15 protein-coding genes and 2 tRNA genes are annotated in these 17,192 nt (G+C 56.1%); 15 read left to right on the top strand and 2 right to left on the bottom strand.

From position 1 onward, the window contains the following. The 5 genes from QZ305_RS01870 to QZ305_RS01850 all read left to right on the top strand — a co-directional run bounded on the left by QZ305_RS01870 (position 1) and on the right by QZ305_RS01850 (position 4,114). Positions 1-966, top strand: coding sequence for an ABC transporter permease (locus QZ305_RS01870; RefSeq protein WP_294729795.1), 966 nt, complete (start codon positions 1-3; stop codon positions 964-966). Beyond that, complete coding sequence (locus tag QZ305_RS01865; RefSeq protein ID WP_294729794.1) at positions 959-1,753, top strand: ABC transporter ATP-binding protein; 795 nt, start codon at positions 959-961, stop codon at positions 1,751-1,753. Before QZ305_RS01870 ends, QZ305_RS01865 begins: the two co-directional genes overlap by 8 nt. Before the next feature lie 100 nt (positions 1,754-1,853). Further along, positions 1,854-2,360, top strand: a complete 507-nt coding sequence (locus tag QZ305_RS01860) for a pyridoxamine 5'-phosphate oxidase family protein (RefSeq protein WP_294729793.1) — start codon at positions 1,854-1,856, stop codon at positions 2,358-2,360. A gap of 269 nt (positions 2,361-2,629) precedes the next feature. Then, a complete protein-coding gene (locus tag QZ305_RS01855; protein WP_294729792.1) occupies positions 2,630-3,007 on the top strand; it encodes a helix-turn-helix domain-containing protein in 378 nt (125 codons plus the stop codon). A gap of 135 nt (positions 3,008-3,142) precedes the next feature. Then, on the top strand, positions 3,143-4,114 hold the full coding sequence (locus QZ305_RS01850) for a hypothetical protein (RefSeq protein WP_294729791.1): 972 nt from the start codon (positions 3,143-3,145) through the stop codon (positions 4,112-4,114). A 159-nt stretch (positions 4,115-4,273) separates the two neighbouring features. Here QZ305_RS01850 and QZ305_RS01845 read toward each other — a convergent pair. Together QZ305_RS01845 and QZ305_RS01840 are read right to left on the bottom strand one after the other, a co-directional pair. Continuing rightward, positions 4,274-4,349, bottom strand: a tRNA-Thr gene (locus tag QZ305_RS01845). 44 nt (positions 4,350-4,393) lie between these two features. Next, positions 4,394-5,740 (bottom strand): hypothetical protein, encoded by a 1,347-nt coding sequence (locus tag QZ305_RS01840; RefSeq protein ID WP_294729790.1) that lies wholly within the window; start codon positions 5,738-5,740, stop codon positions 4,394-4,396. 104 nt (positions 5,741-5,844) lie between these two features. Between QZ305_RS01840 and QZ305_RS01835 the strand changes: the two genes are divergently transcribed. The 10 genes from QZ305_RS01835 (at position 5,845) to QZ305_RS01790 (ending at position 17,144) form a co-directional block, all read left to right on the top strand. After that, positions 5,845-6,087 carry a hypothetical protein gene (locus QZ305_RS01835; RefSeq protein ID WP_294729789.1) on the top strand — a complete coding sequence of 81 codons (243 nt, stop codon included), beginning with the start codon at positions 5,845-5,847 and terminating at the stop codon, positions 6,085-6,087. Between the two features lie 10 nt (positions 6,088-6,097). Continuing rightward, positions 6,098-6,180 (top strand) — tRNA-Leu (locus QZ305_RS01830). A gap of 204 nt (positions 6,181-6,384) precedes the next feature. After that, positions 6,385-7,560 (top strand): O-antigen ligase, encoded by a 1,176-nt coding sequence (locus tag QZ305_RS01825; RefSeq protein ID WP_294729788.1) that lies wholly within the window; start codon positions 6,385-6,387, stop codon positions 7,558-7,560. 213 nt (positions 7,561-7,773) lie between these two features. Beyond that, positions 7,774-8,802 (top strand): M23 family metallopeptidase, encoded by a 1,029-nt coding sequence (locus QZ305_RS01820; RefSeq protein ID WP_294729787.1) that lies wholly within the window; start codon positions 7,774-7,776, stop codon positions 8,800-8,802. Positions 8,803-8,899: 97 nt separating this feature from the next. Then, entirely contained in the window at positions 8,900-10,216 is a 1,317-nt protein-coding gene (locus QZ305_RS01815) for a hypothetical protein (protein ID WP_294729786.1), read from the top strand. Between the two features lie 26 nt (positions 10,217-10,242). Then, positions 10,243-11,085: a YitT family protein gene (locus QZ305_RS01810; protein WP_294729785.1), complete on the top strand. Its 843-nt coding sequence runs from the start codon at positions 10,243-10,245 to the stop codon at positions 11,083-11,085. Between the two features lie 191 nt (positions 11,086-11,276). Next, positions 11,277-12,413: an N-acetylglucosamine-6-phosphate deacetylase gene (gene nagA, locus QZ305_RS01805; RefSeq protein WP_294729784.1), complete on the top strand. Its 1,137-nt coding sequence runs from the start codon at positions 11,277-11,279 to the stop codon at positions 12,411-12,413. Positions 12,414-12,628: 215 nt separating this feature from the next. Further along, on the top strand, positions 12,629-13,492 hold the full coding sequence (locus tag QZ305_RS01800; RefSeq protein WP_294729783.1) for a DNA/RNA non-specific endonuclease: 864 nt from the start codon (positions 12,629-12,631) through the stop codon (positions 13,490-13,492). 270 nt (positions 13,493-13,762) lie between these two features. Beyond that, complete coding sequence (locus tag QZ305_RS01795; protein WP_294729782.1) at positions 13,763-16,339, top strand: ATP-dependent Clp protease ATP-binding subunit; 2,577 nt, start codon at positions 13,763-13,765, stop codon at positions 16,337-16,339. Positions 16,340-16,403: 64 nt separating this feature from the next. Continuing rightward, positions 16,404-17,144 carry an NAD-dependent protein deacylase gene (locus tag QZ305_RS01790; RefSeq protein WP_294729781.1) on the top strand — a complete coding sequence of 247 codons (741 nt, stop codon included), beginning with the start codon at positions 16,404-16,406 and terminating at the stop codon, positions 17,142-17,144. Positions 17,145-17,192: the final 48 nt, after the last annotated feature.

Raw genomic sequence — 17,192 nt, 5'->3', positions numbered from 1 at the left:
ATGGGCGTTCTTCTTTCCATCGAAGGTGCCATCGGACAGGGCATTCTCTGGGGCATCATGGCCCTGGGCGTATACATCACCTTCCGGATCCTGGATTTTGCGGATCTGACCGTGGACGGCAGCTTTGCCACCGGCGGCGCTGTATCTGCGATTCTCATTGTGAACGGGGTGGATCCCTGGCTCACGCTGCCGGTGGCCATCCTGGCCGGGTGCCTGTGCGGCGCCTGCACCGGGCTGCTGCATACCATGTGCAAAATCCCGCCGATCCTGGCAGGGATCCTGACGCAGATCGGACTGTACTCCATCAATCTGATGATCATGGACAAGTCCAATCTGCCGCTTCTGAAAGTGGACACCATTTTCAGCCGTCTCGGTGATGCCATTCATCTGCCCCGGGCCATTTCCCGCTGGCTGACCACCAACAATCTGGTCTGCCTGCTGATCGGCCTGCTGTTTGCCGTGATTGTCATTGCCTTTGCCTACTGGTTCTTCGGCACGGAAACCGGTGCCACGATCCGGGCCACCGGCAACAACGCCAGCATGGTCCGGGCCAATGGTGTCTCCACAAACAAAACCAACATCATGGCACTGATTCTGTCCAATGCCTTCATCTGCCTCTCCGGCGCACTGGTTGCCCAGCAGCAGGGGTATGCAGATGTGAAGATGGGCATTGGTGCCATTGTCATCGCCCTGGCTTCCATTGTCATCGGCGAGGTGATCTTTGGCCGCAAGGGCGGATTCCTGCGTCGTCTGATTTCCATCATTGTGGGATCCATCATCTACCGTATCATTGTGGCAGTGGTCCTGCAGCTGGGTCTGAATGCCGACAACCTGAAACTGTTCACCGCCATTCTGGTGGGTGTGGCGCTGACCATTCCGGTGATCATGGACAAACGCCGGCAGAGCGCCACCTACAGACGCCTGACCGCAGCGGCAGATGCAGTGGAGGAACCGTTCGATGCTTGAAGTGAAACACGTATCCAAAACGTTCAACCCCGGAACCGTCAACGAAAAGAAGGCGCTGGAGGACATCAGCCTCCGGCTGGAGGACGGGGACTTTGTCACAGTCGTGGGCGGCAACGGTGCAGGCAAAAGCACATTGCTGAATATGATCGCCGGGGTGTATCCCATTGACTGCGGTCACATCGTGCTCAATGGCAAGGACATGTCCACGGATCCGGAATTCAGGCGGGCCCGCTTCATCGGCCGGGTTTTCCAGGATCCGCTCATGGGCACAGCCGGGGACATGGCGATTTATGAGAACATGGCCATGGCCAACCGACGGGGCAAGCCCAGGGGGCTGCGCTGGAATGTGACAGCCCAGGAGAAGGAAGACTTCAAAAAGCAGCTGTCCAGACTGGGACTGGGGCTGGAAGACAGGCTGACAGCCAAAGTCGGTCTGCTGTCCGGTGGTCAGAGACAGGCGCTGACGCTGCTGATGGCCAGCCTGCAGCGTCCGGAACTGCTGCTGCTGGATGAGCACACAGCTGCGCTGGATCCGCTGACAGCCAGAAAGGTACTGGAACTGACAGAGGAAATCGTGCAGGAAGAACAGCTGACGACGCTGATGATCACGCACAACATGAATGATGCCATCCGCATCGGCAACCGGCTGATCATGATGTATGACGGGAAAATCATTCTGGATGTCCGGGGTGAGGAAAAGAAAAAGCTGACTGTGGATGCTCTTCATCAGAAGTTCCGGGAAGCAGCCAACGAAGAATTCTCCGACGACAGAGCGGTGCTGATTTAGCATCGCTTTTTTTCGGCACTTTTCCCGGACAGCCGGACAGAATCCGCTCTTGCCGGTACGATAGAAAAAAAGCCGGCTGACCGGCAGGAACGGAAATACGATGATTCGATCTGACAGAGAAGTAAAGGATCCCGTTCTGATTGATGCCATGCTGGCGCAGTTTTCCACCATGGTTCTGTCCCTGGATGGAGAGGATGGCCATCCGTATTCAGTTCCGATGAATTTCGGCTATGAAATGGACGATAAGAACCTGAGAGTCTATGTGCATTTTACAAAACGCGGAAAGAAAGTGGATCTGATGCACCGGGATCCCCGCTGCACGCTGCAGTTCCACAGTTTCCTGGATTTTCCGGACAGTCCATATAAACGACACAGGCATGACTACCGCAGAATGACGGCAAAAGGCAGCATGGAAATACTGGATCCGGCCAACCGGCTGGAGGAATTCCGCCACGCCCATGAAGTTCTCATGCACTGCAATGCCAGAGAGATGGAACCGCGTCACACCAGTTCTGTCCCGAATATGTATATGGGCAGGATCATATGTATATGGGCAGGATCGTGTGTCCGCTCCATCAGGTGCGTGCCAAATCCGAGTTTCCGCTGAATAAGCCGGAAGATGTGCCTTACCGGAATCTCTGCCAACCGGAAGCAGCCATCGTTTCCAGCAGGGAAAACGAATAAGCTGTATCCATCGGACAGGCAGGGGATTGCCGGCAGCTGACAGGCGCCTGTTTTCATACAGCTGGAATGTATTGCACAAAGCGTAACATTTGAGAGAATGCTGAATATTTCCTACACTGTATGCAGATAGACAGGAGATCACGATGCAGATAGACAGGAGATCACGATGCAGATAGACAGGAGATCACGCATATGACAGCAGACGCTCTGCAGCGGTTGTTTCTGACCATGGAAAACCTGGTGAAGGAATACCGGGAATCCGCCAACGCACAGCTCAGCGATCTTGACCTGCGGGGTGCCGAAATCGTCTGTCTGCAGACTCTGATGTACCATCCCGATGGCCTTTCTGTCAGCGATCTGGCTGGTGCATCGGAGCGGGACAAGGCGCAGATATCCCGCACCATGAAATCTCTCAGCAAAAAAGGCTATGTCCGGGAAAATCCGGAGGATGCAGGCCGCCAGCGGAAAATCCGGTGGCAGCTGTCCGGTCTGGGAGAACAGACCGCCCGGGGCATGCTGGAAAAGAATGCAGCCACCTGGGAGGACTTCAGCCAGCGGCTCAGATCGTAAACCGGTTCGCCGGTTTTTTTTATTCCAGCCGGTCTGTCTGGCAGCCTGCGGCAATAACCGTCTTTCATTGTCGCAAAATTCCGGAAAGCGGTTACAGCCAGATCCCGGGACAGGTATAATGAACAGGGTGATGACATGAGAAACAGCACACAGCTTGACAATACAGACTGGCAGCAGACCGAAGAAGGGTGGCAGACAGAGTTTGCCTGTCCTGTCGTGTATCTGGGGGACAAACCCTGGATCTCCCTTGACTGCCGCTGTCAGACGGATTTCTATCTCAACGGAGAGTATCTCTGCACCAGAGACAAAGGGGCAGGTCACCTTTCCCTGGAAGGACGCATCCGCCCGGGACGCAACTGTCTGGAAACCAGAGGGACCGGCGGGCATCCCGAAATCAGCCTGCTGGTCACACCCCGGACACATTTCATCGTTCATGAAGGAGATGAACCTTCCCTGAGCTGCACCTGTTCCTGGGTCCAGGGATCCGGGATCCTGCGGGTCCAGGCACAGCTGGCCAGCACCCTGCCGGGGGATACGCTGCGTCTGATTCTCCGGGATCCCGCCGGACGGATCCTGGACGAGGTGGAAGTCAATGCAGACCGGGAGGATCCCGTGGAACTGGTGACGGACAAAGCCGTACTCTGGCATGGAGTTCAGGATCCGGCTCTGCTGGAACTCATCGGTCAGCTCCGGCGCATGGGGACTGTGAAGGATGAAATCCGGCTGTTTACCGGTCTGCGGACGTATTCTCTGGATCTCCATGGGAATTTTCTGCTCAATGGCAGGCCCTATCCTGTCAAAGGACGCATCCTTTCCGGAGAAGAGTCTTTGCAGCAACTGGCAGAGCAAGGGTATACCGCTGTCTGGGACCGGAGCGGTCATACTCACACCTGGCTGCTGAATGCCTGTGACCGCCTGGGACTGGTGATGTTCAGCTCCATCGGCAGCTGTCACGAGGCACAGATGCAGACGGCGCAGGGTCATGTGTGTCTCTGTTTCTGGATCCAGGATCAGGATGAAGTCCCGGGCCGGGATGCCACCAGACTGAGTCTGGACCGGTCTTTGCTGGAAATACAGGGACAGGAGTTCTCGCTGAAAAACTGGTAGCTGCCGGCAGATGCCTGTCAGCAGATCCTGCCGGATCCGGTTCAGACCGGCATGCACCGGTGTACCGGTCTTCGTGACAGTAAACTGATGGCACAGCAGAGACAGGGTAAGTGATACATAAAAAGGGTCAGGCAGCCGCCTGACCCTTTGATATGCATATGGTGCCGACTATAGGACTTGAACCTACGACCTACGCGTTACGAGTGCGTTGCACTACCAGCTGTGCTAAGTCGGCATCTGCCACAGATAATATAGTATCTGCGGCGTAAAATCAAGGTGTTACTGCAGGGAATCCCGCTGGTACTCCAGTGCGGATACCTGACTTTGCAGCTCCTGGACATAGGCGCTGTTGGCGGTGATCTGTGCCTGGATCTCCGAGGTATCCTCTCCGTCAATCTGAGCCTGTGTCAGTTCTTCCGCCAGAGAAGTACCATAGTCGGAATAGGACTGGATTTCCTGATTCAGGGCATCGATCTGTGCCTGCAGCTCTGCTTTCTGCGAGTCCACTTCCTGCTGGTGAGCCACCTGTTCGCTGCGGACGATTTCTTCCTGTTCGCTGACCAGCTGACTGAAGGTCTGGCCGGTGACTGCCTTGATCTGTTCATCCACCTGGTTCTTCAGAGACTGCGTCAGACCCTTGTAGAAATCCCGGTAGTTCAGAATATCCCGTTTTTCCAGATCCGATTTCTCATTCCAGTTGGCCAGATAGGCTGTCAGTTCCTGATACTGGGGCTGGGCAGCGTCTTCTGTTGCCTGTTTCCGTTCGGACTGCTCCTGCCAGATCTCCTGGAAAGTCCGCCCCTGGGGATAGTCGCCGGAACGGGTCTGCTCCTGGAAGTAGGCATCGATTTCCGTTTTCTGACGGGGAGCCAGGGAATCGTAATCGGTTTTCAGGTCCAGGATCTCGGCTTTCTCCGCATCCGACATCAGCCCCGAGCCGTATTCATCCGCGTAATCCACCAGCTTTTTGTAGCTGGCTTCCTGCGTTTCGGTGGTGAGGTTTTCCGGATTCCAGACCAGAACCTTCCAGCAGTACACGCCCAGGCCGGCCACAGCCAGCAGACACAGTGCCAGAATCGCCAGCACGATCCTGCGGCGCACCGGATTGCTCCGGGCTGCCGGGGATCCGGCAGGTTTGGCCTCATGGTCTGCAGCAGCCTGTTTTTTCGCCGCCTTTTCCTTCCGCGTTCCGACTGACCTCTCCGAGGCAGGTCTGGCGGATTTCTCTGTGCTATCGGCAGAACCGGAGGACCTGCTGTTCTCTTTCCTGACCGGTTTGTTCCGGTGACGGGACTTGCGCACCGGACGGGGCTGTTTCTTTTTCGGTGTCCTGGTTTCCGGTTCAGGCGCCGTCTCCTGCGCCGGTTCGTCATCGAACCAGAACGCCGTTTCCTCTTCTTCTATGGTTTTCTGTCCGCGGCTTCTGCGCAGGGTATCCAGTGCCTGGGACATGGATTTCTCCGCTGCCTGCCGTTCATCATCGGAAAATCCGATTTCCATTTCATCGCTGTTTTCATCCCGGAAGATGCGCATTTCGGTTTTCCGGTTCAGCAGTGCTCTGGCAAAGGCATCCAGCTCATCCTGACTGTCCTGGTCCAGCTCGCCAGGCTTTTTTTCATCGTTCATCTGCTTCCTCCGTATGGAGTTATTCTATCATGAACCGGCGCGAATGAAGCGGGTGTGTCAAAATGCCTCTGTCTGTTTCCCTGCAGGCGTGATAGAATCCATTTATGGATGAAAATATGATTGTGGAAATGATCGCCCAGCCCATTCTGGAAGCCATCGAAGCGCTGGAGCAGAACCATCACGGTGAACCGTTTCTGACGGTTCCGCAGCTGAAAATCGTCTGGCAGGACCCCGGAGAACCCGTGGAAATCGACGGTCATCTCCTGGACGAAGCCATCATCCGCCAGGTGGAAGCCTACCTGCAGGACAGAATCTGCAGTCTGGAACATCCCACAGTGCTTCACTGACGGTCTCTTCGCGGACATGGTGAAATTGGCAGACACGCCAGATTTAGGATCTGGTGCTCAGGCGTGCAGGTTCGAGTCCTGTTGTCCGCACCACAGAATGCACAGGCCGGCTCAATGATGCCGGCTTTTTTCCTGTCTGCTGCACGATTCCGTTTTCACGGCCTCTGTCCGGTTTCCTGCTGTCTGGCCCGAAAAGGAAGGGGTTGCATTTCGTGGGCATTCCCCTGGATCCGGACCCGGGCGCTTCCGGAGGATTCCTTCGCAATTCGCCGCAGTCAAACATGGTAGGATAAACCCATGAAAGAACTGAAACAGACATTCCAGTCACTGAACCGATATGAATGGGCACTGCTGGCAGGCACCATCGCCCTGTTCCTTCCTTTCCAGTTCGCTGCAGCCGGACTGGTGCTTATCCTGTTCTTTTTCCTTTTCTCCGGCAAACTCGCCGGCTCCCTCCGGAATCAGACAGGCGCTTGCTGGCTCTATGGCTTTGTTGTTCTGGAACTGGCGGTCTCCGCCTTCTACGGCAACTGGATGGGATTTCTCAACGCAGGCGGCTATCTCCTTGCCGGGCTGTACATCGCCGTCTACCGGCAGTACCTCACCAGACCGCTGTTTACCATCATCCTGGAAGTCATGATTGCCATGTCCTGGCTCGCCGCTTTCTGGGGACTCGTGGAATTCCAGGCTGTCTCCGCCAGAAAAGGCTATGACTTCTTTGACTTCGTCATCCAGAACAGCCCCAGAGACCGCATCAATTCCACCTTCATGAACGCGAATTTCTACGCCACCATGTGCGTGTTCTTCATTCTGTTCTGCCTGTACGAATACGTCCGGCACCGCAGGATCAGCCTGCGTCTGTATTATGTCGTGACCGCCCTGCTGAACTTTTTCATGCTGCTGCTCACAGGCTGCCGAACCGCCCTGCTGCCCTTCCTGTTCATCTTTCCGGTGTTCTTCGGGTTCGCCGGCAAACGGAAGCTCTTCGCGTTTTCCATCGGCATGGAAATTCTGGCGCTGATCCTGGTCCTCACCTTCCCGGAACTCATTCCCCGGGGATCCAATCTCTCCACCCTGTTCTCCCGGATCAAGATCTGGGACGGCGCCGTGGTTCTCATTCAGATGCACCCGCTTCTGGGGATGGGACCGGTCACCTATGGATTCATGTACAAAACCATGGGCTTCCACAAAGCCCCTCACGCCCACAACCTGCTTCTGGAATCCCTGACTTCCTACGGACTCTCCGGAACGGTGCTCATCACCGGCTATTTCATCCGCCTGCTGCGGGAAACCATGGCCATCATGCAGGAACATCCCACCACTTTTTCCCTCATCATCTGTTTCTATCTCACCGCCCTTGTCCTGGGCCTGCTGGATTTCACCCTGAATTTTCCCGTCACCGGTATCACCTTCCTCATGGTCGCCAACGCCGCCTGCATGTGGAAACAGCCAGCTGCACATCAGGATACTTAGCATACAGCCTGGCATCTGAACATTCTGACTGCCGATGCCGGCTGTCGCCGGTGGCAGGGCTTCAGGAAATAAATGGAATTCTGACAGCATCCGGTTGTATGTTGACACACATCCGGTACAATGGACTCAGCGAAGACAGACACTGAGAAAGGAGATATTATGGATCTTTTTTTGATGTGCTGTCTTTTTTTGCTTTCCTGGACACCGGGGAGGATGGATGATCGGTCCCTGGCAGCTGCCAATGCCCTGGAGCGGACCGTGAACCGGGGGATGCAGGTGATACTGGAGACCCGCGATGGTACTGCTGATCCGGATGAAGCGCTGCGCAGCCTGCAGATCGTTCTGACATCAGAACAGGCCAAACTGAATCCGGCCTTTGTCCAGCGCCATCCGGAGGCGGAGACTGAACAGCTGAATGGGCTGTGGAAAGAATACAGTCGGCTCGCGGGACAAGCCGCGTTTGACAGGCGGGTGCAGCAGGCAATGGAGGAATCCCGCGGGCGCATGCTGGAACGGCAGCAGCGCATGGAAGCCTCCGGGGGATATCAGGCACCGGTCTACGACGCTGATCCCCGGAAAGAAGCCCTGCTGCCCGGAACAGCGGATCTCCCGCAGGCGGCAGGCGGGGCCAGCGGACAGGATGACTGGCTGAGCACAGCCTGTCCGGCTTACAGCCCGGGGGAAATTGTGCCTGCGGGATCTTTGATCAATCCGGTGCTGGGTCCTTTTGTATCCGCGGGCACCTGGGCGTATCCCCAGGGTGGTCTGCATCTGGGCCTGGATCTGGCAGCCCCGCTGTACTCGGATCTGATTGCCCCGGCTTCCGGACTGGTGCTGTATCAGTCTGCTGCACAGCCTTCGGATTCCGGGTATCCCGGCAACACCTCCGGCTATCCCGGGGGAGCAGGCAATTCCATTCTGCTGCTGTGCCCGGTGCAGGACCGCCTGTTTTCGGTGGCATTCTACCACCTGTCCAGTATTCACTACGTCAGACCGGGTCAAATCGTGACACAGGGCGATGTCATTGCCCTGACAGGGAATGCCGGGAATTCCACAGGTCCCCATACCCATGTGGAAATCTGCGAACTGAAGATGTCTCTGGAGGAAGCGGCAGCGTATTTTGCGCAGACAGCGGATTTTTCCTTTGGTACCGGCTGGGATACACCCGCTGCCTGCAGTCAGGCAGCCTGCCGCCGGCGACCGGAGGAACTGCTGGAACTGAGCGGTGAAGGAGATGCCTGATACAGGCGGGAAGGTGGTTACATCCGGTGTCTGCGTTGTATACTGCAGACAGACTGTGACACATCCGATGAATGATCCGGCGGAAAGGGGGAGCGGCATGGAGTTTTTTGAACGCATGAAACAGTATCTGGGAGATGAGTTCCCGGCTTTTCTGGAAGCCATGGACAAGCCCCTTGCCAGATCCCTCCGGCTGAACACCGGCCGGCTGAGCCGGCAGCGGTTTCTGGAGGCATCCGGGATCCCGGTGGAAAAGGAAAGTCCCTTTGCCCGGGATGCCTGGATCGTGCAGGAAGCCCTGGGGCTTCATCCTCTGCATCTGGCCGGTGCCATCTACCTGCAGGAACCCAGCGCGTCTGCCCCGGTGGATATTCTGGATGTGCAGCCTGGAGACTGTGTACTGGATCTGTGCGCGGCACCGGGATCCAAGAGCACGCAGATCCTCCGGGAGAACCCCGGCTTTCTCGTCTGCAACGAACTGGATCCCCAGCGGGCAGGGGTTCTTCTGTCCAACCTGGAACGCAGCGGGGCAGTGAACTTCGCCCTGAGCCGGGACGATGCCCGCAAAACCGCCCGGCGGTTTCCGGAAGCCTTTGACAAAGTCCTGGTGGATGCCCCCTGTTCCGGTGAAGGGATGATCAAAAAGCATTCGGCCGCGCTGCAGGAATGGAGCGCAGCCGGTGTCAGAAGCTGTGCCGCAAGGCAGGCCCAGATCCTGGATGCAGCCTGTGAAGCCCTGGCTCCGGGGGGAACCATGGTGTACTCCACCTGCACCTATGCCCGGGAAGAAAACGAAGACCAGGTCAGAGCATTTCTCGACCGTCATCCGGAGATGGAACAGATCCCTATTGACAAACCCTACGGCCGTCCGGACTTCGACGGGGCTGGCGGGCTGCGCATATTTCCCATGGACGGCGGGGAAGGACAGTTTGCCGCAAAACTCCGCAAGAAGGGTAAGCCGCAGAAAACCCGCCGGCTGCCTCAGGAACAGCCAGTCCGGCTTACAGCTCTGGAGCAGGCGTTTCTGGAGGAGCATGGCATCCGCTTTGACTGGTATTGCCGCAAAAACGGGCAGCTGTTCGGGATGAACCATCCCTTTGTCAAAGGAAACTGGAAACGCCAGGGGGTCCTGATCGGAGAAACGGTCAAAAACCGGTTTGAGCCGGCCCATGCCTGTTTCATGGCGCTGAAAAGCAGCAGGCAGGTAGAGCTGTCGGATGACCAGCTGGAAGCATTCATGCACGGTCTGCAGCTTCCGGTGAAGACGGACAAGGGGTTTGCCCAGGTCACCTGGCACGGTCTGCCGGTGGGCTTCGGGAAAAGCACCGGCTCGGTGCTGAAAAACCGGCTGCCCAAAGGGCTTCGGCTTCTGGAAGGAAGCCATGTGAAATTAACTGATCAACAGAAAGCCGGGTAACCGGCTGAAAAAAGGAAGAGAGATTCATGAGCAAGTTTTACAAGTATCTGGAACTCATTCTCGGCAGTCTGCTGTACCCGATTGCCGTCAGAGTGTTTCTGGAGCCTGCCGGTCTGAACTCCGGCGGCCTGATCGGTCTGGCACAGATCCTGTCCTGGCTGACCACACACAGCACATCCAGCATTACCGGTATCATCAACTTCTGTTTCAACATACCGCTGTTCTGGCTGGCGTACCGCAGTCTGTCCATGGGATTTATCCGGAAAACCGTTCTGTCCCTGGTGATTCAGACCCTGGCACTGCAGCTGATCCCGGTATCCCAGACTATGATCCTGCCGGATCTGATTTCAAATGCGCTGCTGGGCGGCATTCTCGGCGGTCTTGGCATCGGACTGTGCCTGCGGTCCGGCGGCAGCGGCGGCGGACTGGACATCCTGGGTGTCTATCTGTCCAAGGTGCGCCGGGATTTCTCGGTGGGAAAACTGTCCTACGCCCTGAATGCAGTAATCCTGACCTGGAATGGTCTGCTCTTTGGCATGGAATCTGCTCTGTATTCACTGATGTTTGTCGTAGTCTGCTACTTTGTCAGTGACAAGGTGCACATTCAGAATATTGATGTCTGGGCGCTGATCATCACCGTGGATCCGCAGCTCAAGCACGCCATCAACGAGGAACTCTCCCGGGGTGTCACCTGGTGGAACGGCAATGGTGCCTATACCGGACGGAAGCAGGAGATCCTGGTCACCAGCATCAACAAGTATGAAGTCCGGCAGCTGACCAAGCTGATCAAGGACAAGGACCCGGAGGCCTTTGTGATCCTGAACGACGGATCGCCGATCCGGGGCAATTACGAAAAACGGCTCGTATAACCAGCCTGAACCGGTCTGGCAAAGGGAAGCTGTCCATGGCAGTCTCCGGCTTTGCGCAGCCGGTTTTCTTTTTTGCCCGTAAACCGGGATTCCGGACATGAAAGCGCTTGCCTGCACTGGCTGCGCCATATCCGTGGATTCATCCCGGGCAAACGCCTATAATGGAATCAGTAGTCAATGGAGGAAATGACATGATCATTCAAAGTACAAAAGTCTGGGTTCTGGACACCTGGATGAATGCGGCACTGGAGGTGGAAGACGGCAGAATCAAGGCGGTGCTTCCCCGGCAGGAGAAGCCGGATCTTGATTTCGGAGACCAGCGGATCGTGCCGGGCTTCATGGATATCCACTGTCACGGCGCCTATGGCTGGGATACCAATGATGCCACGCCGGAAGGCCTGCGGGCCTGGACCAGCCGGATCGTGACGGAAGGTGTCACAGCCCTGTACCCCACCACCATCACCCAGAGTGAAGAGGTGCTCACAGCTGCCGTGAAAAACGTGGCGGATGTTGTCCGGGAAGGCTATGAAGGTGCGGAAATCATGGGCATTCACTTTGAAGGCCCCTATCTGGATCAGACATTCAAGGGTGCCCAGCCGGAACAGTACTGTGTGCTGCCGGATGTGGCGCAGTTCAAGCGCTATCTGGCAGCCAGCGACAATCTGATCAGGCTGGTGACCATGGCGACAGAACATGACAGGAACTATGAGCTGACCCATTTCCTGACGGATCATGGCATTGTGGTAAGCCAGGGACACTCCGGAGCCACATATGAACAGGCGGCAATGGGCATTGCCAACGGCGCCATGAGCATGACGCATGTATACAACGGCATGTCCAAACTGCATCACAGGGAGCCGGGTCTGGTGGGCACGGCATTCCGTTTCCGGGAAGTCTACGGCGAGATCATCTGCGACGGCAACCATGTACATCCGGCAGCCATCAACGATTTCTTCCGGGCGAAGGGACCGGATCACGGCATCATGATCACGGATTCTCTGATGGTCAAATCGCTGCCCACCGGCACCATTGTGAAATTCGGAGGCAACGAAATCGAGCTGTTCCCGGATGGCTCCGCGCATCTGGTGGGTGCAGGCAATCTGGCCGGCAGCACGCTGAATGTGAACCGCGGCCTGCAGATCATGGTGGAACGCGCCGAAGTCCCCTGGCAAACAGCCATCAATGCCGTTACGCTGAACCCCGCCAGGATGATGGGAGTGGATGACCGCAAGGGCAGCCTGCAGGCAGGCAAAGATGCGGACATCGTGGTGCTCAACAGCGATTATGACGTGGTCGCCTGCTGGTGCCGCGGCAGAAAAACCGTATAGCCGCATCCATCCTGCGAATGATGAAAAGCCGCTGTTTCCGCGGCTTTTCGTGTTTATGGCCGCCACCGGATAACGGCCCTGTATCCTGCCCGGAACGGCAGCGTTTTCACACTGGAAGACACTGGAAAAACCGCTGAAAATTCTTTGAAAAAACCGGAAATCAGCACTTGTGCAGGGATTGGCGAACGTGTACATTTTCCTTGGGAGATAGAAACATGCGAAACATTCTGAAGGGGTTTTTTCTTTTTCTGGCGGTCCTTCTTGCAGGCTGTCAGAATGCTGTCGTACAGCCCGGAACCGATCCGCAGGACAAGGGGATTCCGGCGTATTTCGGCTCGCCGTATGTGGAAGTCAATGGCGGTATTCCTGCCTTTTCCGATGCGGATCTGAGCACCACAGCGTACAAGGAATTCGAGGGGCTGGACCGGCTGGACCGGCCGGTGCAGGCGTTTGCCGTCCTGGGACCTGAACTGCTGCCGGATGACGACCGGCAGGATATATCCGGCGTCTATCCGCCGGGATGGGAACAGGGCAGCTATGATTTTGTGGACGGCGGCAAGCTGTACAACCGGTGTCATCTGCTGGCGTGGAGCCTCACCGGGGAAAATGCCAATCCGCAGAATCTCATCACCGGCACCCGCTACATGAACACCGAGGGTATGCTGCCCTTCGAAATGGAGGTTCTGGACTACATCCGGAAGACCGGGAACCATGTTCTTTACCGGGTCACTCCGGATTATGACGGGAACAACCTGGTGGCAGACGGTGTGCAGATGGAAGCCTGGAGCGTGGAGGATGACGGCCGGGGCATCCGGTTCAATGTATACTGCTACAACGTCCAGCCGGGGGTGGACATTGATTACGCCACCGGGGAAAATCATGCCTCGGGACAAACCGAGGAAGAGGAAGCCTATTACAGCGAAGTGCTGGATTTCATGCTCAATACCAGGTCGAAGAAATTCCATGCGCTGGACTGCCCGCGGGCAGCCGATATCTCGGCACAGAACCGGGAGTATTTCCGGGGAACCCGGCAGGAACTGCTGGATATGGGATATACACCGGCACAGGAATGCAACTGAGATCTGAATCATTCATACAGCGGACGCAGCCACCTGCGTCCTTTTTGCATCTGCAGCTGTATCGATGGACAGCTGCCGGGAGATGGACAATCCGGACAGGCAGCAGCTGGAAAGAGAACAGCTGTCTGCCGGCTGTCACCATATGAGCATCAGGCGCGGGATTCTGCACTTTTTGCTTTTTCGCTTTTAAGGCATATGTGTTGGTGACAATCCCGCCGGAAACCTATAATTGAGACGGATAACCTGAAAACGTATCTAAAGGAGGACACCATGGAATTCGATAAAATGTCCGAAAACCTCCAGAAGATTCTGATGAATGCCGTCAATGACGCAAAAGCGGCACAGCATGCGTCTGTCGACACCATCGATGTTCTGGAAGCGATGTTCAAAAGCGAAATTCTGGACGGCCTCTTCGACCGCCTGAACGTGGACAAGAAGCTTGCGCTGACTGTCATTGCCCAGGAAGAGAAGAAAATCGCCAAGTCCAGCTCTGCCAACATCAACCTGTCCAGCGAAGTGCAGAAATCCATAGACGCAGCCGCAAAGTGGGCCGGTCAGCATGACGAGATCTACCTCAGCACTGCCACGCTCTGGATTTTCCTGATGTTCAACAAATCCTATATTTCCCGCCAGCTGGTCAGCATGTTCCACCTTACGCAGCAGCAGTGCGAGCAGGCGGAACTGGAACGCCGGGGCGGCAAAAAAATGGATACTCCCAATGCGGAGGAAAACCTGGAAGCTCTGAAAAAGTACGGCCGTGATCTCGTTGCAGAAGTCCGGAACGGAAAAATCGATCCCATCATCGGACGGGATGAGGAAATCCGCCGCTGCATGCAGATCCTGGCCCGGAAAACGAAGAACAACCCGGTTCTCATCGGTGAACCCGGCGTGGGCAAAACCGCAGTTGTGGAAGGACTTGCCTGGCGGATCATGAAGGGCGATGTGCCCGATTCCCTGAAGGACAAGATCCTGATCGAACTGGATATGGGTTCCCTGATTGCCGGCGCGAAATACCGCGGCGAGTTCGAGGAACGCCTGAAATCCATTCTGGATGAAGTGAAGCAGTCCGATGGCCGGATCATTCTGTTCATCGACGAGATTCACAACCTGGTGGGTGCCGGCAAGACAGAAGGCAGCATGGATGCAGCCAACCTGCTCAAGCCGATGCTCGCCCGCGGTGAACTGCACATGATCGGTGCGACCACATTCAATGAATACAGAAAGTACATTGAAAAGGACGCCGCACTGGAACGCCGGTTCCAGAAAGTGCAGGTTTCCGAACCCAATGTACACGACACGATTTCCATCCTGCGTGGTCTGAAGGACCGCTTCGAGGGCTATCACGGCGTGAAGATCCTGGATGATGCGCTGGTACAGGCAGCTGCCCTGTCTGACCGCTACATCACCGACAGGTTCCTGCCGGACAAAGCCATCGACCTGGTGGATGAAGCCTGTGCGACGCTGAAAGTCGAAATGGAATCCATGCCCCAGGAACTGGATGAAATGGAACGCAAAATCACCCAGCTGCAGATCGAGAAAACATCCCTGGCTGGTGAAGATGACAAAAAGACCGTGGAACGGCGGCAGGAAATCGAAGAGGAACTGGGCCGGCTGACGGAAAAACGCAATGAGCTGCATGCGAAATGGGAAGACGAGAAGCGGACGCTTGCCATGGCGCAGGAAGACAAAGTGGCACTGGAGAAGGCAAAGCTGGAACTGGAAAAAGCCCAGAGCGAACTGCGCTACGAAGATGCTGCCCGTCTGCAGTATCAGATCATTCCGGAACTGGAAGCCAAGATCAACAAAGAGGGACTGCCTTCCGATGAAGCCAGCATGATCCAGGAAACCGTCAACGAGGAACTGATTGCCAAGATCATCTCCCGCTGGACCGGTGTGGAAGTATCCCGTCTGGAGCAGTCGGAGCGCTACAAGCTGCTTCACCTCCAGGATGAACTGGAAAAACGCGTTGTCGGACAGGATCACGCCATTGATCTGGTAGTGGATGCGATTCTGCGGTCCAAAGCGCAGATTCAGGACGAAAACCGTCCCATCGGTTCATTCCTGTTCCTGGGTCCCACCGGTGTGGGAAAGACCGAAGTCGCCAAGGCACTGGCGGAACAGCTCTTTGATGACGAGCGTCACATTGTGCGGATCGACATGTCGGAGTACATGGAGAAACACGCTGTGTCCCGCCTGATCGGAGCGCCTCCAGGATATGTGGGCTATGATGAAGGCGGACAGCTGACGGAAGCCGTCCGGCGCAATCCTTATTCCATTGTTCTGTTCGATGAAGTGGAAAAGGCGCACCCGGATGTATTCAACGTTCTGCTGCAGATTCTGGACGACGGCCGCATCACGGATTCCAAGGGTGTGACGGTGGATTTCAAGAACACCATCATCATCCTGACCTCCAACCTGGGTGCCGCAAACGCCTTCGAATACGCCAAAGAGCCGGAAATCCTGCATGAGAAATACATGGAAGAAGTGAAGAAACACTTCCGTCCGGAATTCATCAACCGGATCGACGAGATCGTGATCTTCAACGCCCTGGGTGAAGCGGCATTTGCCCGCATCGCCCGGAAGTTCATGGGCGAGCTGGAACACCGTCTCAATGAAAAGGATATCCGGCTGGAATGCACGGATGCGGTTTATGACAAGATCGCCGAGAACGGTGTGGATCCTGTATTCGGTGCACGGCCCATGAAGCGCTATATCCAGAGAAACATCGAAACGGCGATCGCCAAGAAGATGATTGCGGAAGGCGCCCTCAAAGATGCCGTGATCAAGATCGATGTCCGGGACGATCACTACGATATCCGTGTGGAGAAAACCGGAGAAGAGAAATAGACAACAGAGGCGGGCGACCGCCTCTTCTCTCTGTTGCAGACAGAAGAGGAAAGAAGGAGACCATATGAACGAAATCGAAAGACTTCGTCAAATCATCCGGGACTCGGACCGAATCGTGTTTTTCGGCGGAGCCGGTGTGAGCACGGAAAGCAACATCCCGGATTTCAGGAGCCAGGATGGACTGTACAATCAGAAGAATCAGTATCCCTGGCCGCCGGAGGTGATGCTGTCCAGAAGCTTTTTCGACAGCCATCCCAGAGAGTTCTATCAGTTCTACTTTGACAGGATGATTGCCCTGGATGCCGTGCCCAATCCGGCACACAAAGCCCTGGCCCAACTGGAACAGGAAGGCAAGCTGTCGGCTGTGATCACTCAGAACATCGACGGGCTGCATCAGAAAGCAGGCAGCGTGAATGTGCTGGAGCTTCATGGCAGTGTCCTGAGAAACTACTGCATGGAATGCGGGAAGTTTTATGGCCTGGAAGATGTGCTGAAGCTCCGTGACAAAGACGGGATCCCCCGCTGCGAGCTGGATCAGAGCGTCATCAAGCCGGATGTGGTTCTGTACGAGGAAGGGCTGGATCAGACCGTTCTTGCCAAAGCCATTCATGAAATCAGTCACTGCGACACCCTGATCGTGGGCGGAACCAGTCTGGTGGTTTATCCGGCGGCAGGACTGCTTCAGTATTTCCGGGGCAGACACCTGGTGCTGATCAACCGGGATGCAACGCCTTACGATGACCGGGCAGATCTGGTGATCCGTGATTCCATTGGAAAGGCCCTGTCCGAGGCAGTAGCCAGCTGACAGCCGGCTGCGCAGTCCAGACCGGCAGACACAGTCTGAAGGAACAGA

It is taken from the genome of uncultured Faecalibaculum sp., assembly GCF_910588395.1.
Classification (GTDB): Bacteria; Bacillota_I; Bacilli_A; order Erysipelotrichales; family Erysipelotrichaceae; genus Faecalibaculum.
This window is presented reverse-complemented; position numbering and strand designations above follow the sequence as displayed.

What these genes read in the sequence shown, in the direction of transcription:
- QZ305_RS01790 (WP_294729781.1), top strand. Translation starts at nt 16,404, where the DNA reads ATGAACGAAATCGAAAGACTTCGTCAAATCATCCGGGACTCGGACCGA.
- QZ305_RS01840 (WP_294729790.1), bottom strand. Translation starts at nt 5,740, where the DNA reads ATGAACGATGAAAAAAAGCCTGGCGAGCTGGACCAGGACAGTCAGGAT.
- QZ305_RS01820 (WP_294729787.1), top strand. Translation starts at nt 7,774, where the DNA reads ATGGATGATCGGTCCCTGGCAGCTGCCAATGCCCTGGAGCGGACCGTG.
- QZ305_RS01870 (WP_294729795.1), top strand. Translation starts at nt 1, where the DNA reads ATGGGCGTTCTTCTTTCCATCGAAGGTGCCATCGGACAGGGCATTCTC.
- QZ305_RS01850 (WP_294729791.1), top strand. Translation starts at nt 3,143, where the DNA reads ATGAGAAACAGCACACAGCTTGACAATACAGACTGGCAGCAGACCGAA.
- QZ305_RS01795 (WP_294729782.1), top strand. Translation starts at nt 13,763, where the DNA reads ATGGAATTCGATAAAATGTCCGAAAACCTCCAGAAGATTCTGATGAAT.
- QZ305_RS01855 (WP_294729792.1), top strand. Translation starts at nt 2,630, where the DNA reads ATGACAGCAGACGCTCTGCAGCGGTTGTTTCTGACCATGGAAAACCTG.
- QZ305_RS01865 (WP_294729794.1), top strand. Translation starts at nt 959, where the DNA reads ATGCTTGAAGTGAAACACGTATCCAAAACGTTCAACCCCGGAACCGTC.
- QZ305_RS01860 (WP_294729793.1), top strand. Translation starts at nt 1,854, where the DNA reads ATGATTCGATCTGACAGAGAAGTAAAGGATCCCGTTCTGATTGATGCC.
- QZ305_RS01815 (WP_294729786.1), top strand. Translation starts at nt 8,900, where the DNA reads ATGGAGTTTTTTGAACGCATGAAACAGTATCTGGGAGATGAGTTCCCG.
- QZ305_RS01825 (WP_294729788.1), top strand. Translation starts at nt 6,385, where the DNA reads ATGAAAGAACTGAAACAGACATTCCAGTCACTGAACCGATATGAATGG.
- QZ305_RS01835 (WP_294729789.1), top strand. Translation starts at nt 5,845, where the DNA reads ATGGATGAAAATATGATTGTGGAAATGATCGCCCAGCCCATTCTGGAA.
- QZ305_RS01810 (WP_294729785.1), top strand. Translation starts at nt 10,243, where the DNA reads ATGAGCAAGTTTTACAAGTATCTGGAACTCATTCTCGGCAGTCTGCTG.
- nagA (WP_294729784.1), top strand. Translation starts at nt 11,277, where the DNA reads ATGATCATTCAAAGTACAAAAGTCTGGGTTCTGGACACCTGGATGAAT.
- QZ305_RS01800 (WP_294729783.1), top strand. Translation starts at nt 12,629, where the DNA reads ATGCGAAACATTCTGAAGGGGTTTTTTCTTTTTCTGGCGGTCCTTCTT.